Genomic DNA, 13,930 nt, shown 5'->3' with positions numbered 1-13,930 from the left:
GTCAACCCCAGCCCAGCGCCACCGCGCCCCAGTAGGTCGCCAGCGAGGCCGCGTAGGCCAGGGCGAACATGTAGCTGAACATCACCGTCGGCCAGAGCCAGCCGTTGGTCTCGCGCTTGACGACGCCGAGTGTCGCCACGCACTGCGGCGCGAACACGTACCAGGCCAGGAACGACAGGCCGGTGGCCAGGCTCCACTGGGTATGAAGAATCGAGGCGAGCGTCGCCTGACCCGCGCCGTCGGCGGCGCCGACCGCATAGACCGTCCCCAGCGCCGCCACCGCGACTTCGCGGGCGGCCATGCCGGGCACCAGGGCCACGGCCATCTGCCAGTTGAAGCCGATCGGGGCGAGGAGGGGCTGGATGAAATGCCCTATCATGCCGGCGAAGCTGTAGTCGATGGCCGGGCCGGTCGCGCCCTCGGGCGGGTAGGGGAAGGTCGACAGCACCCAGACCAGCACCATCAGCGGCAGGATGATCCGGCCCGCCCGGTTGATGAAGATCATCGCCCGCTGCCACAGATTGCGCAGGACGTTTTCCGGATCAGGCCAGCGGTAGGTCGGCAGCTCCATCATGAAGGGCTCGGACGCGCTCCGCCAGAACAGGGTCCGGATCACGGTCGCGACGAGGAGCCCGGACAGGATGCCGGCTGCGTAGAGGCCGAACATCACCAGCCCCTGCAGGTTCAGGAAGCCCCAGACGGTCGTGCGGGGGATCAGGGCCCCGATGATGAGGGTGTAGACCGGGATCCGCGCAGAACAGGTCATCAGCGGCGCGATCAGGATCGTCGTCAGCCGGTCGTGCTTCTGGTCGATCACCCGCGCGGCCATGACGCCCGGAATGGCGCAGGCGTGGCTCGACAACAGCGGGATGAAGGCGCGTCCGTGCAGGCCAGCCGCGCCCATGATGCGGTCCATCAGGAAGGCTGCCCGGGCCATGTAGCCGCTGTCTTCCAGCAGCAGGATGAAGAAGAACACGGTCAGGATCTGCGGCAGGAAGACCAGCACGCTGCCGACGCCGGCGATCAGGCCATCGACCAGCAGGCTGCGCAAAAGGCCCTCCGGCGTCACCGTCGCGACGAGGCCGCCAAGGGCGGTGAAGCCGGCCTCGATCAGATCAGCCACCGGCGTGGCCCAGGCGAACACGGCCTGGAACATCACGAACATGACCGCCGACAGGATCAGCAGGCCCCCCACGGGGTGCAGCAGAACGCTGTCGATCCGGCTGGTCCAGGTGTCCGGTCGCTCGGGCGGTCGGACATAGATCTTCAGGACCCGCTGGGCTTCGGCATGGGCGTGCCGGATCTCGGCGGCCGAGGGTTCATGCCAGATATTGTCGCCCACCGGCACGGTGTCGGCGAGCGCTTCGGCCCGGGCGACCAGGTCCTCGATGCCGCGCTTGCGCGTGGCGACCGTGGTGACGATCGGGGCGCCGATCTCGCGCGCCAGACCCTCCAGGTCGATGCGCAGGCCCTGACGCTGGGCGATATCGAACATGTTGAGCGCCAGCACGAACGGCCGGCCGACCTGCTTCAGTTCGAGGGCAAGCCGCAGCACCAGCCGCAGGTTGGTGGCGTCGGCGACGCAGACGATCACGTCCGGCGGCGTCTCGCCGGTCAGGCGGCCGAGCACCGCGTCGCGGGTCACCGCCTCGTCCGGACTGCGCGCGCGCAGGGAGTAGGTGCCCGGCAGGTCGATCACGTTGATGATCCGGCCAGAGGGCGATGTGAGCACGCCCTCCTTCCGCTCGACGGTAACGCCCGCGTAGTTGGCGACCTTCTGACGGCTGCCCGTCAGGGCGTTGAACAGGGCGGTCTTGCCCGTGTTGGGGTTGCCCACGAGCGCCATGCGCGTCGGGGCGAGGGCCGTGTCGGTCAAGCGTCGGCCTTCGGATCGAAGCGGATCTGGATGGCGGCGGCCTCGCGACGGCGGATCGCCACGCGCATGTCATCGAGCCGGACGGCGATCGGATCGCGGCCGAACAGGCCTTCCTGCAGCACCTCGATGGTCGCGCCCTCGACGAACCCGAGTTCCAGCAGGCGGCGCTCCAGTTCTGCGGCGGGCAGGGCGCCTTCGAAGGCCGAGACCCGGGCGATCACGCCACGGTCGCCGACCGAAGCGGCGCTGAGCGCGCCGAGATTTATGATCTCGGCCTCGATCGCGATGTCCCCGGCGATGGCGGCCGGCGGTTCGAGGATGGCGGCGTCAGTCATGGCAATCCCGAAGGTCATTGCGAATGATTATCATTTCGGACGCGCGGTGTCGATTCCGCAGAATCCGGTGCGGTCGAGAGTGCGGCGTTAATATCTTGGACACCATGATCTATCGCATCGGATACTCCGGACGATTCGTGCAGGCGAAACGATGCGACGGCTTACCCTTGCGCTGCTGAGCGGCGCCTACCTTTCACTGTCCTTGATCGTCGCTATCGGCCTATGGCGGAGCAGCGGCCAATGGAGTGCGGGCATCGCGGCCCTGGTCGGCAGTCTGGCTCTGGCCTTCGCCTTCCATGGACTCATCGAGGGCGCGATCAACAGCGTCCGGCTGAAAGACGACCTTTCCAATATCCGCGAAGCTCACCTGATCATCGCCCGCCAGCTGGAGCGGATCGACGCGCGCCTGAACGAGGTCGTGGACACGGTCACCACCGACGCCCTGCGCCGGTCGGAGGCGCTGACCAGCGAGGTGCACTCGCTTGAGGACGCCGTCCAGAAGATGGCCGAGAAGATGGAGGCGCAGTTGTCGAGCCGCGTCGCCGCCGCCGGTCCCAACGCGCTGGGCCGGGGACCGCAGTCCGCCGCGTTGCTCGATACGGTCAAGGACGCGCTCGCCGGCAACCGTGTCGACCTCTATCTGCAGCCGGTCGTCTCGCTGCCGCAGCGCCGCACCGTCTTCTACGAGAGCTTCTCGCGTCTGCGCGACGAGACCGGCCGGGTGATGATGCCCGCCGAGTATCTGTCGGTGGCCGAGCCCGAGGGGCTGGTCGCGGCGATCGACAACCTGTTGCTGTTCCGCTGCGTGCAGATTGTTCGTCGTCTGGCCAAGCAGGACCGCAAGGTCGGCATCTTCTGCAACATCTCGCTGGCCAGCCTGTCGGACGAGCAGTTCTTCCCGCAGTTCCTCGACTTCCTGTCGGCCAACAAGGACATGGCCGGCGCCCTGATCTTCGAACTGGGCCAGGCGGCGTTCGAACGCCGCGGCGCGGTCGAGGCCCGTCACATGGCGCGGCTGGCCGACCTCGGCTTCCGCTTCAGCCTCGACAAGGTCACCGACCTCGACCTCGACTTCCAGGACCTGGCCCGCTCGGACATCAAGTTCATCAAGATCGGCGCCCAGATGCTGCTCGACCAGCTCGAGGAGAGCGAAGGCCGCCTGGTCATCCGCTCGCTGCCCGACCTGCACGCCAACGACTTCGCCCGCCTGACGCGCCGCTACGGCGTCGAGGTGATCATCGAGAAGGTCGAGAGCGAGCGGCAGATCGTCGACATCCTCGAGCTCGACATGGCGTTCGGCCAGGGCCACCTGTTCGGCGAACCCCGGGCCATCCGCGACGCCATTCTCGCCGAGGCTGATCCGCCCGCCGACTTCATGCGCACCAGTCTGCGCCGCGCATCCGGCTGGTAGCTGCGTGGTTCGAGACGCGATCCCGAGGGATCGCTCCTCACCATGACGGATACCTTTGAAGCCAGCCTCTGTTCGTCATCCTGAGGAGCGGGCCTCAAGCGAGCGTCTCGAACCACGCATCATTGACCCGGCGCGGTCGGTTCGTTAGCCGGAACCCCATGACCGCTTTGCCTTCCGGCCTCGCCGACCTCGCCAACGATTATGACGTCCTGCTCAGCGATGTCTGGGGGGTGATCCACAATGGCCGTGAGAGTTTCGCCGAGGCCTGCGCCGCCCTGGCGCGGTTCCGGGCTGAGCGTGGACCCGTGGTGCTGATCTCCAACTCGCCGCGTCCGGCGCATGACGTGATCCCCCAGCTGGACGCGCTCGGCGTGCCGCGCGAGGCCTGGAGCACCCTGGTGACCTCTGGAGACGCCACCCGCCTGCTGCTGGCCCAGCGCGCGCCGGGGCCGGCCTGGGTCATCGGACCGGAGCGGGACAACACCCTGTACGAAGGCCTCGGCCTGAGCTGGGCCGAGCCGCATGAAGCCGCCTTCATCACCTGCACCGGACCGTTCGATGACGAGGTCGAGACGCCCGAGGACTACCGCGATCGGTTCGTCGGCCCGGCCGCCCGGGGCTTGGCGATGATCTGCGCCAACCCCGACCGGGTCGTCCAGCGGGGCAGCAAGCTGATCTACTGCGGCGGCGCCCTGGCGGACCTCTACAAGGACATGGGCGGCGAGGTTCTGATGGCCGGCAAACCCTACGCCCCGATCTACGAGCTGAGCCTCGCCGAGGCGGCCCGGCTGCTGGGACGCGACGCCGACCTCGCGCGGGTGCTGTGCATCGGCGATGGCGTGCATACGGATGTCCAGGGTGCGGAAGAGCGCGGGCTGGACTGTCTGTTCGTCGCCAAGGGCATTCATGGCGACGCCGCCATGGGGCCGGATGGAACGCTGTCCGCTCCCGCCGTCGACGCCCTGCTGGCGGCCGAGGGCGTCAAGGCGCGCTATGCCGTGGCCGATCTGGTCTGGTAGCGGACAACAACAAGAGGATGCGCGAGATGTCGGCCCTGTTCTTCGAGGACCTCACCGTCGGCCAGTCGGCGGACCTGACACGCACCGTCGACGAGGCGGCCATTCAGGCCTTTGCTGACGTCAGCGGCGACCATAATCCGGTGCATCTGGACGAGGCGTTCGCCTCGACGACCCAGTTCAAGGGTCGCATCGCCCACGGCATGCTGTCGGCCGCCTACATCTCGGCGCTGATCGCCGGCAAGCTGCCGGGGCCGGGCGCGATCTATCTCGGCCAGACCCTGACCTTCAAACGTCCGGTGAAGATCGGCGACGAGGTGACCGTCACCGCCACCATCACCAGCCTCGACGCCGAAAAGGCTCGCGCTGTCCTGTCGACGGTCTGCACCGTCGGCGGCAAGGCCGTGCTCGATGGCGAGGCGACAATCATGGTTCCCCGCCGGCCCGCCTGATGACGCCCAGGATCGTTCACGGCTGGAAGCATCTGGCGTCCGCTGATCGCGGGGCGGCGGTGGCGCTCGGCAACTTCGACGGCGTTCACAGGGGTCACCAGCAGGTGATCGCCGGCGCGGCGGCGGCCGCGAAGGCCACCGGCGCGCCGTTGGCCGTGATCACCTTCGACCCCCATCCGCGCCGCCTGTTCCAGCCCGACGAGCCGGCCTTCCGGCTGATGACCGTCGAGCAGCAGGCCCGGGCGCTGGGCGAGATGGACGTGGATATCCTCTACGTCCTGAACTTCGACTTCGAGATGGCCAACTTCTCCGATCGTGGCTTCGTCGAGCATGTGCTGCACGAGGGCCTGGGCGTGCGGCATGTGGCGGTCGGTTTCGACATTTCCTTCGGCAAGGGCCGCACGGGCAGTCCGGAGGCGATGAAGGCCTACGGCGACGAACTGGGCTTCACTGTCTCGGTCGCCGAGGCGGCTGGGGAGGGGGCGGAGAAGTTCAGCTCCACGGCCGTCCGCGCCGCGCTGCGGGCCGGCCATCCCGAAGACGCCACGGCGATTCTCGGCCGCCCGTTCGCCATCGAGGGCGTTGTGCGTCGCGGCCAGCAGCTGGGCCGTACGTTGGGCTTCCCGACCGCCAATGTCTTCATGGCTGACTATGTCGTGCCGAAACTCGGCGTCTACGCTACCCGCACGCGCCTGCCCGACGGGCGGGTCTATGCAGGCGTCGCCAACATCGGCAACAACCCGACGACCGGCGAAGTGGAGACCCGCCTCGAGGTCTGGCTGTTCGACTTCGATGAGGACCTCTACGGCCAGGTCATCGAGACCGAGCTCATCGCGTTCCTTCGTTCGGAAGAAAAGTTCGCCTCGATCGACGAGATGGTCGTGCAGATCCGCCGGGACGAGACGAAGGCGCGGGGGATTCTCGGGGCATAGTCAGCTTGCGTCCTTCGAGACGCGATCCTGAGGGATCGCTCCTCAGGATGACGTTGAGGGTTTGGACTGCACGATCGTTCGTCATGGTGAGGAGCGAGGCATCAGCCGAGCGTCTCGAACCACGCACTTATTCCCCCTCCGGGCGAACGCCCCTTGGCGCCGCGGCCCTGCTCGTGTTCCCTGTTAACCAATCCGGTGGGGGCCCGATGTCCAAGGCACGCAAGTACGAACTGTTCGCCCGCGCGCGACGCCCCGCGGCGACGCGGGTGAAGCCCGAATCGTTCGCCTTCCCGCCCGATGCCTCGTTCGTACTCGACACCCGCGTCGAGCCGCGGCTGGTGCGCGGCGAGATGGACCTGCTGGACGCCTACTCCGACGCCGTGGTGAAGGCGGTTGAGACGGTCGGTCCGGCCGTGGTCCGCGTCGCCCCGATCACCACCGACGGCAGTTTCGCCGGGGAGGGCTCGGGCTTCTTCGTCTCGGCTGACGGCCTGATCGTGACCAACAGCCACGTGGTCGGCGGTTTCTCGCGTCTGGCGGTGATCACCGCCGAAGGCCGCGCCCTGACCGCCCGGCCGATCGGCGACGACCCGGATACCGATATCGCCGTGCTCAAGGTCGAGCAGCCGGTCAAGGCGCCGTTCGCCAGGCTCGGTGACTCCAAGAAGCTGCGTCGCGGCCAGCTGGTCATCGCCATCGGCGCGCCGCTGGGCTTCGAGGCCACCGTGACCACCGGCGTGGTCTCTGCGCTCGGCCGCTCGCTGCGCGCCGAGAAGGGCCGGCTGATCGAGGACCTGATCCAGACGGACGCGGCGCTCAACCCCGGCAACTCGGGCGGACCGCTGGTCAGCTCGAATGGTGAGGTGATCGGCATCAACACCGCCGTGATCATGGGCGCCCAGGGGCTGTGTTTTGCGGTCGCCTCGAACACCGCTTCGTTCGTCATGGCCGAGATCGCCAAGCACGGCCACGTGCGGCGCGGCACCATCGGCGTCGTCGCACAGCAGACCCCGATCCCGCCGGCCATCGCCAAATCAGCCGGCGTTATCCAGCCCTACGCCGTCTGGGTCGCCTCGGTCGACGCCGGTGGCCCGGCCGAGAAGGCCGGCATCGCGGCCGGCGACCTGATCGTGGCCGCCGACGGCAAGCTGATCACCGGCCTGGACGATCTGCTGCGCGCCCTGGGCCCCGCCAGCATCGACAAGCCGCTGGGGCTCGACATCGTCCGGGCCGGGACACGGATGAAGGTCACCGTGACACCGAAGGCGCGGAAGAAATCATAAATCCGCACATCCCGGCGAAGGCCGGGGCCCAGGCGTTTTGATCTGAATGTCGAGGTCTGGGGGTTCCCGAAAAAACCTGGGTCCCGGCCTTCGCCGGGATGAGCGGGCGTTGGGGTACTCGCAAACATCCGCGCCCTCTGCTACAGCCCGGCCATGACTTCGGTTCGGAAGATTTCGCGAATTATCCGCCCGGCGTGACGTCGCTGGACGAAGGCGATGCACGCCGGGTCGCGAAACCCGTTCCTTCCAGATTTCCGAGAAAGTCCCATGGCTGACGACGCCGCTTCCCAGCGCGACTACCGCGAAACCGTATTCCTTCCAGAGACGGCCTTCCCGATGCGGGCCGGTCTGCCGACCCTCGAGCCGAAGATCCTCGAGTCCTGGGCCGGGCAGGACCTCTATCACACCGTCCGCAAGACGCGGCAGGCGGCCGGCGCGCCGCCGTTCGTGCTGCATGACGGCCCGCCCTACGCCAATGGCGCGATCCACATCGGCCATGTGCTGCAGAAGACGCTGAAGGACTTCACCGTCCGCTCGCGGTTCGCCCTCGGCTACGACGTCGACTACCTGCCGGGCTGGGACTGCCACGGCCTGCCGATCGAGTGGAAGGTCGAGGAGGAGCTGCGCGCCGCCGGCCGTCGCAAGGGCGACGTGTCGCCGACCGAGTTCCGCGAGCGCTGCCGCACCTACGCCGAACACTGGATCGGCGTGCAGATGGGCGGCTTCAAGCGGCTGGGCATCCTGGGCGACTGGGAGAACCGTTACGCCACCATGGACTTCAGCTCGGAGGCGGTGATCGTCTCGGAGTTCCACAAATTCATGATGAGCGGCCAGCTCTATCGCGGCTCCAAGCCGGTGATGTGGAGCCCGGTGGAACAGACCGCCCTGGCCGACGCCGAGGTCGAGTACCACGATCACGTCAGCCCGACGGTCTGGGTGAAGTTCCCGGTTGTCGGTGGCCCCCTCAAGGCAGATGGGGCCAGCGTCGTGATCTGGACCACCACGCCCTGGACCATCCCCGCCAACCGCGCCGTCAGCTACAGCCCGCGCATCGCCTACGGCGTCTACAAGGTCGAGGCGCTGGAAGAAGGCCTCGAGTTCGCCCCCTGGGCCGCGCCGGGCGACCGACTGATCCTGGCCGACAAGCTGGCGGAGGACGTGTTCAAGGCCGCCAAAGTGGCGAAATGGACGCGCGTCGAAGCCGCCGACTGCGCCAGCTACACCCTGGCCCACCCGCTCGCGAAGCTCGACGCAGGCTACGGCTTCAAGGTGCCCATGCTCGCGGGCGATCATGTCACCGACGACGCCGGCACGGGCTTTGTGCACACAGCCCCTGGCCATGGCGCGGACGACTACCTGATCTGGCTCAAGAGCAAGGCCCAGCTCGATGCGGCCGGCATCGATGCGACCATCCCCGAGACGGTTGGCCCCGACGGCGCCTACTACCATGACGTGCCGCTGTTCGCGGGCCTCAAGGTGCTGGAGACCGAAGGCAAGAAGGTCGGCAAGTTCGGGCCCGCCAATGGCGCGGTGATGGAAAAGCTGATCGAGGCCGGCAACCTGCTGGCCCGCGGCCGGCTGGAGCACAGCTATCCGATGAGCTGGCGCTCCAAGGCGCCGGTGATCTTCCGCAACACCCCGCAGTGGTTCATCCGCATGGACGCGCCGATCAACGGCGGGGCATCCCTGCGCGAGGTGGCGCTGTCAGCCATCGACGCCACCACCTTCGTGCCCGAGGGCGGTCGCAACCGCATCCGCTCGATGGTCGAGAGCCGTCCGGACTGGCTGATCAGCCGTCAACGCGCCTGGGGCGCGCCACTGGCCATGTTCGTCGACAAGGATACCGCCGAGCCGCTGTGTGATCCGGCCGTCAACGCCCGGATCATCGCGGCCGTCGAGGCCGAGGGCGCCGACGCCTGGTTCAAGCGCCCGGCCGCCGACTTCCTCGGCGACCACGATCCCGCCCGTTACGAAAAGGTCGAGGACATCCTCGACGTCTGGTTCGACAGCGGCTCGACCCACGCCTTCGCCCTCGAAGGCCGGGCCAATACGCGCTGGCCGGCGGACCTCTATCTCGAAGGCTCGGACCAGCATCGCGGCTGGTTCCAGTCGTCACTGCTGGAAAGCAGCGGCACCCGCGGTCGCGCGCCCTACGACACCGTCCTGACCCATGGCTTCACCATGGACGAGAACGGCGAGAAGATGAGCAAGTCGAAGGGCAACGTGATCGACCCGGAGATCATCTTCCGCGAAAGCGGCGCCGAGATTCTCCGCCTGTGGGTCGCCATGGTCGACTACCGGGAGGACCAGCGGATCGGCAAGACGATCCTGGCCACCACCACCGACGCCTATCGCAAGCTGCGCAACACCCTGCGCTACCTGCTCGGAGCCCTGAACGGTTTCGAAGACGCCGAGCGCGTCGCCGTCGCCGACATGCCGCCGCTGGAGCAGTATATCCTTCACCGGCTCTGGCAGCTCGATGGCGAAGTGCGGAAGGCCTACGAGGAATACCGCTTCAACGACGTGGTCCGGCCGCTGCTGGAGTTCTGCCAGGGCGACCTGTCGACCTTCTTCTTCGATATCCGCAAGGACGCGCTGTACTGCGACCGGCCGGACAGCGTCCGACGCCGCGCCTGCCGGACGGTGATGGACGCGGTGTTCGAGCGGCTGACGATCTGGCTCTCCCCGCTGATCAGCTTCACGGCCGAGGAAGCCTGGCAGATCCGCCACCCCGACGCCGGCTCCAACAGCCTGCGCGTGTTCCCGGAGACGCCGGCCGACTGGCGCAACGACGCCGAGGCGGCGCGCTGGGGCAAGGTCGAAGAGGTCACGGGCGTGGTCACCGGCGCGCTGGAGATCGAGCGCCGCGAGAAGCGCATCGGCTCATCGCTGGAGGCCTCGCCCTCGGTGCATGTCGGCGACGCCGATCTGCTGGCCGCGTTCGAAGGGCTGGACCCGGCTGAGATCTTCCGCACCAGCGGCGCCACGCTGAGTGCCGGGGAGGGCGGCGCCACCAGCTTCCGCATGACCGACATGAAGGCCGTGGCCGTCGATCCGGTTCCTGCCGATGGCGGGAAGTGCGCCCGCTGCTGGCGGGTGCTGCCGGAGGTCAGGGAAACCCGCCGCCTCTGCCTGCGTTGCGACGACGCCGTCGCCGTGTGGGACAAGACCCACGCGGGCTGATACGTCTTGCCCGTTCATGACGGACCGGCTCTGACCGGACAGTACCCGTCATGGTCGGGCTCGTCCCGACCACCCATGCGCACCCACGTTTGACGGTGATCATGGGTCGTCGGAACAAGTCCGACGATGACGGTGTTGGTTTGCCTTTCTGGGAATCCTGATGAGTTCCGACCTTTCCGAATCGCCCGCCGCCGAATCCGTCGCCCTGACGGAAGCCCCGGCCGAGACCGTCATCGCCGAACCCGCGACGCCCGGTCGCATGCAGGGCCCGACGGCCTATTCGCTCGGTATCGCGGTGATCCTCGCCGACCAACTGGTCAAGCAGTGGATCCTCTATGGTTTCCAGTTGCCCGTGCTGGGAAGCGTCCAGGTCCTCGGCCCCTTCCATCTGACCATGGTCTGGAACCAGGGCGTCAGTTTCGGCCTGTTCCGGGGCGAGGCCGAGTGGGTCCGCTGGGCGCTGGCGGCATTCTCGTTTGGCGTTGTCGGCTTTCTGGCGGTCTGGGCACGCCGGGTCGACAGACCCCTGCTGGGCGTCGCGATCGGTCTGGTCATGGGCGGCGCGATCGGCAACCTGATCGACCGGGTGCGGTTCGGGATGGTGGCCGATTTCATCGACTTCAAGGCGCTCGGGTTCCCCTGGGTGTTCAACATCGCCGACAGCGCCATCTCCGTCGGCGTCGTGCTGCTGCTGCTCGACAGCCTTCGCCGGGAGGCGAAACCGTAAGCTGGTTGCCGTTCGCCTCACTTTTGGCGTATCGAGAGCGCCTGTTACCGGCCGGGGGCGGCCCATTGGCCGCACGGCCCTGAGGAGCAAGGCTCGATGATCTCTACCCGCGTAGTGTGCGCCGTCGCGCTGATCGCCGTCGCCGGTCTCGGCGGCTGCACGTCGGCCTCGAAGGCGCTTGGCATCGCCAAGGTCACGCCGGACGAATTTCGGGTGGTGACCAAGGCGCCGCTGGTGGTCCCGCCTGACTATGCGCTGCGTCCGCCGGCGCCGGGTGAACCCCGTCCGCAGGAGCTGCAGCCGGAGAGCGCCGCGCGTACGGCCCTGGCCGGTCAGGCCGCTGCCGCCCAGCGCACCGACGGTGAGCGTCTGCTCGTCGCCCGCGCCGGCGTCGACAAGGCGGACCCGCTGATCCGCTATGTCGTCGACGACGAGTTCGGCGACATCGCTCACAAGGACAAGTCCTTCGCCGACCGCGTGATGTTCTGGCGCAAGGACGCGCCGGCCGCTCCGGTCGCCGCCACCGACGGCTCCGCGCCGCCCGTCCTGGTCGACGCCGCCGCAGAGGAAGCCCGTCTGAAAGCCATCACGGGCGGCAAGACGGTGATCATCTCCCGCGCCAAGTCCAGCTGGGTGAAGCTCCCGGGCCTCTAAGCCCCGCCTTTGTCCGACGAAATAAAAGGGGACATGCACGTCAGTGCGTGTCCCCTTTTTCGTTTGTGCGTCCTTCGAGACGCGATCCTGAGGGATCGCTCCTCAGGATGACGAACAATGCTGCACGTCATGGTGAGGAGCGAGCCTCAAGCGAGCGTCTCGAACCACGCAACATCGCCCCATCGGAATCGGATAGGATGCACCCATGCCCATCCGTCGCCTGCCTCCGGAGACCGTCAACCGCATCGCCGCCGGCGAGGTGGTCGAGCGGCCGGCGAGCGCGGTCAAGGAGCTGGTCGAGAACGCGCTCGACGCCGGCGCCACGCGGGTCGAGGTCGAGGCCGACGGCGGCGGGCTGACGCGGATCCTGGTCTCGGACGACGGCTCCGGCCTGTCGCCGGACGAGCTGTCCCTGGCCGTCGAGCGCCACGCCACGTCCAAGCTGTTCCCCGACGCCGACGGGACCTGGGACCTGCTGCACATTTCCACGCTCGGCTTCCGCGGTGAGGCCTTGCCGTCGATTGGTTCAGTCGCCCGCCTGAGCATTTCCAGCCGCGCGCGCGGCTCTACGGACGCTCACGCCATCCTCGTCGAAGGCGGGGCCACCGGCGATGTCGGCCCCGCCGCTTTTGCCGGCGACCACGGCGCGCGGGTCGAGGTGCGCGACCTGTTCTACGCCACCCCCGCCCGCCTCAAGTTCATGAAGTCGGCTCGCGCCGAACAGATGGCCATCGCCGAGGAGCTGAAACGTCAGGCCATGGCCCATGAGGCGGTCGGCTTCACCCTCGATCTCGACGGCCGCCGCGCCCTTCGTCTCACGGCGGAGCATCCGGGGCCGGACGGGCGGCTGGCCCGGCTGGCGGCGGTGCTCGGCCATGAGTTTCAGGACAACGCGCTTGCCATCGACCAGGAGCGGGAAGGCATCCGGCTGACGGGCTTCGCCGGTCTGCCGACCTATTCGCGGGGCAACGCCGCGCACCAGTACCTGTTCGTCAACGGCCGGCCGGTGCGTGACCGGCTGCTGCAGGGCGCCCTGCGCGGCGCCTACGCCGACTATCTGGCCCGGGACCGCCATCCGACGGCGGCGCTGTACATCGAACTCGACCCGACCTTCGTCGACGTCAACGTCCATCCGGCCAAGGCCGAGGTGCGGTTCCGCGATCCGGCCCTTGTGCGCGGCCTGATCATCGGGGCGTTGCGTCACGCCCTGGCCGGGGCGGGGCATCGCGCCTCGACGACCGTGGCTTCAGCGGCGCTGGCGGGCTTCAGGGCCCAGAGCTTCCCCGGCGCCGGCTATCAGCCGGGCCCGTCGCCGGCCGGCTTCTCCGCCTGGCAGCAGGGCGGCTGGACGCCCCGCGCGCCGGCGCCGAGCCTGCCGGGCATGGCCGAGGCCACCGCCCGCGTCGAGCCCATGGCCGACTGGATTCCGCCCACGCAGGACTATGGCGAGGCCGCACCGGTCATCGACCCCGTCGACTACCCGCTCGGCGCCGCCCGCGCCCAGGTGCACGAAACCTACGTCGTGGCACAGACCCGCGACGGCATCGTCATCGTCGACCAGCACGCCGCCCACGAGCGGCTGGTCTATGAGCGGATGAAGCACGAGATGGAGTCCGGCGGCGTCGTCCGTCAGACGCTTTTGCTGCCGGAGGTCGTCGATCTCGATCCGGCCGAGGCCGACCGGGTGATGGCGAAGGCCGACGAGCTCGCCGCGCTGGGCCTGGTCATAGAATCGTTCGGGCCGGGCGCGGTGCTGGTGCGTGAGACGCCTGCGCTGCTGGGCGACACAGACGCCGCGGGGCTGATACGCGACATCGCCGACGATCTGGCCGAGAACGGTCAGGCGCTGGCGCTGCGGGAACGGCTGGAGGAGGTCTGTTCCACCATGGCCTGCCATGGCTCGGTCCGCGCCGGACGCCGCCTGACGGCCGCCGAGATGAACGCCCTGCTGCGGGAGATGGAGGCCACGCCTCACTCAGGCCAATGCAACCACGGTCGCCCGACTTACGTCGAGCTCAAGCTCAACGACATCGAGCGCCTGTTCGGACGGCGATAGCGGCC

The 13,930-nt window shown here is 68.2% G+C and carries 12 protein-coding genes; 10 read left to right on the top strand and 2 right to left on the bottom strand.

What is annotated here, in order from left to right; genetic code table 11:
- Nucleotide 1: 1 nt before the first annotated feature.
- Nucleotides 2-1,846, bottom strand: coding sequence for a ferrous iron transport protein B (gene feoB / locus ACODSL_RS08200; protein WP_488900298.1), 1,845 nt, complete (start codon nt 1,844-1,846; stop codon nt 2-4).
- A 26-nt stretch (nt 1,847-1,872) separates the two neighbouring features.
- The gene (locus ACODSL_RS08195; protein WP_488900173.1) at nt 1,873-2,211 is read right to left on the bottom strand and encodes a FeoA family protein; all 339 of its coding nucleotides are present in this window, start codon (nt 2,209-2,211) and stop codon (nt 1,873-1,875) included.
- A 151-nt stretch (nt 2,212-2,362) separates the two neighbouring features.
- On the opposite strand from ACODSL_RS08195, the gene tipF reads away from it, so the two are divergent.
- From tipF to mutL, 10 genes are all read left to right on the top strand, one after another.
- Nucleotides 2,363-3,622: a flagella assembly cyclic-di-GMP phosphodiesterase TipF gene (tipF, locus tag ACODSL_RS08190; RefSeq protein ID WP_488900172.1), complete on the top strand. Its 1,260-nt coding sequence runs from the start codon at nt 2,363-2,365 to the stop codon at nt 3,620-3,622.
- A gap of 158 nt (nt 3,623-3,780) precedes the next feature.
- The gene (locus tag ACODSL_RS08185) at nt 3,781-4,641 is read left to right on the top strand and encodes a TIGR01459 family HAD-type hydrolase (RefSeq protein ID WP_488900171.1); all 861 of its coding nucleotides are present in this window, start codon (nt 3,781-3,783) and stop codon (nt 4,639-4,641) included.
- A gap of 26 nt (nt 4,642-4,667) precedes the next feature.
- Nucleotides 4,668-5,090 (top strand): MaoC family dehydratase, encoded by a 423-nt coding sequence (locus tag ACODSL_RS08180; RefSeq protein WP_488900170.1) that lies wholly within the window; start codon nt 4,668-4,670, stop codon nt 5,088-5,090.
- Nucleotides 5,090-6,022 carry a bifunctional riboflavin kinase/FAD synthetase gene (locus ACODSL_RS08175; RefSeq protein WP_488900169.1) on the top strand — a complete coding sequence of 311 codons (933 nt, stop codon included), beginning with the start codon at nt 5,090-5,092 and terminating at the stop codon, nt 6,020-6,022. The genes ACODSL_RS08180 and ACODSL_RS08175 overlap by 1 nt, the downstream gene beginning before the upstream one ends.
- Before the next feature lie 206 nt (nt 6,023-6,228).
- On the top strand, nt 6,229-7,305 hold the full coding sequence (locus ACODSL_RS08170; RefSeq protein WP_488900168.1) for a S1C family serine protease: 1,077 nt from the start codon (nt 6,229-6,231) through the stop codon (nt 7,303-7,305).
- 153 nt (nt 7,306-7,458) lie between these two features.
- Entirely contained in the window at nt 7,459-7,503 is a 45-nt protein-coding gene (locus ACODSL_RS08165) for a hypothetical protein (RefSeq protein WP_488900297.1), read from the top strand.
- A 69-nt stretch (nt 7,504-7,572) separates the two neighbouring features.
- Entirely contained in the window at nt 7,573-10,488 is a 2,916-nt protein-coding gene (ileS, locus tag ACODSL_RS08160) for an isoleucine--tRNA ligase (RefSeq protein WP_488900167.1), read from the top strand.
- A gap of 259 nt (nt 10,489-10,747) precedes the next feature.
- Nucleotides 10,748-11,215 (top strand): signal peptidase II, encoded by a 468-nt coding sequence (gene lspA, locus ACODSL_RS08155; protein WP_488900296.1) that lies wholly within the window; start codon nt 10,748-10,750, stop codon nt 11,213-11,215.
- Nucleotides 11,216-11,311: 96 nt separating this feature from the next.
- The gene (locus ACODSL_RS08150; RefSeq protein WP_488900166.1) at nt 11,312-11,869 is read left to right on the top strand and encodes a DUF3035 domain-containing protein; all 558 of its coding nucleotides are present in this window, start codon (nt 11,312-11,314) and stop codon (nt 11,867-11,869) included.
- Nucleotides 11,870-12,074: 205 nt separating this feature from the next.
- The gene (gene mutL / locus ACODSL_RS08145; RefSeq protein WP_488900165.1) at nt 12,075-13,925 is read left to right on the top strand and encodes a DNA mismatch repair endonuclease MutL; all 1,851 of its coding nucleotides are present in this window, start codon (nt 12,075-12,077) and stop codon (nt 13,923-13,925) included.
- Nucleotides 13,926-13,930: the final 5 nt, after the last annotated feature.

The sequence above is a fragment of the Caulobacter sp. FG121 genome, from assembly GCF_057809815.1.
The sequence above is the reverse complement of the archived record's forward strand: the minus strand, read 5'-3'. Positions and strand labels throughout refer to the sequence as shown.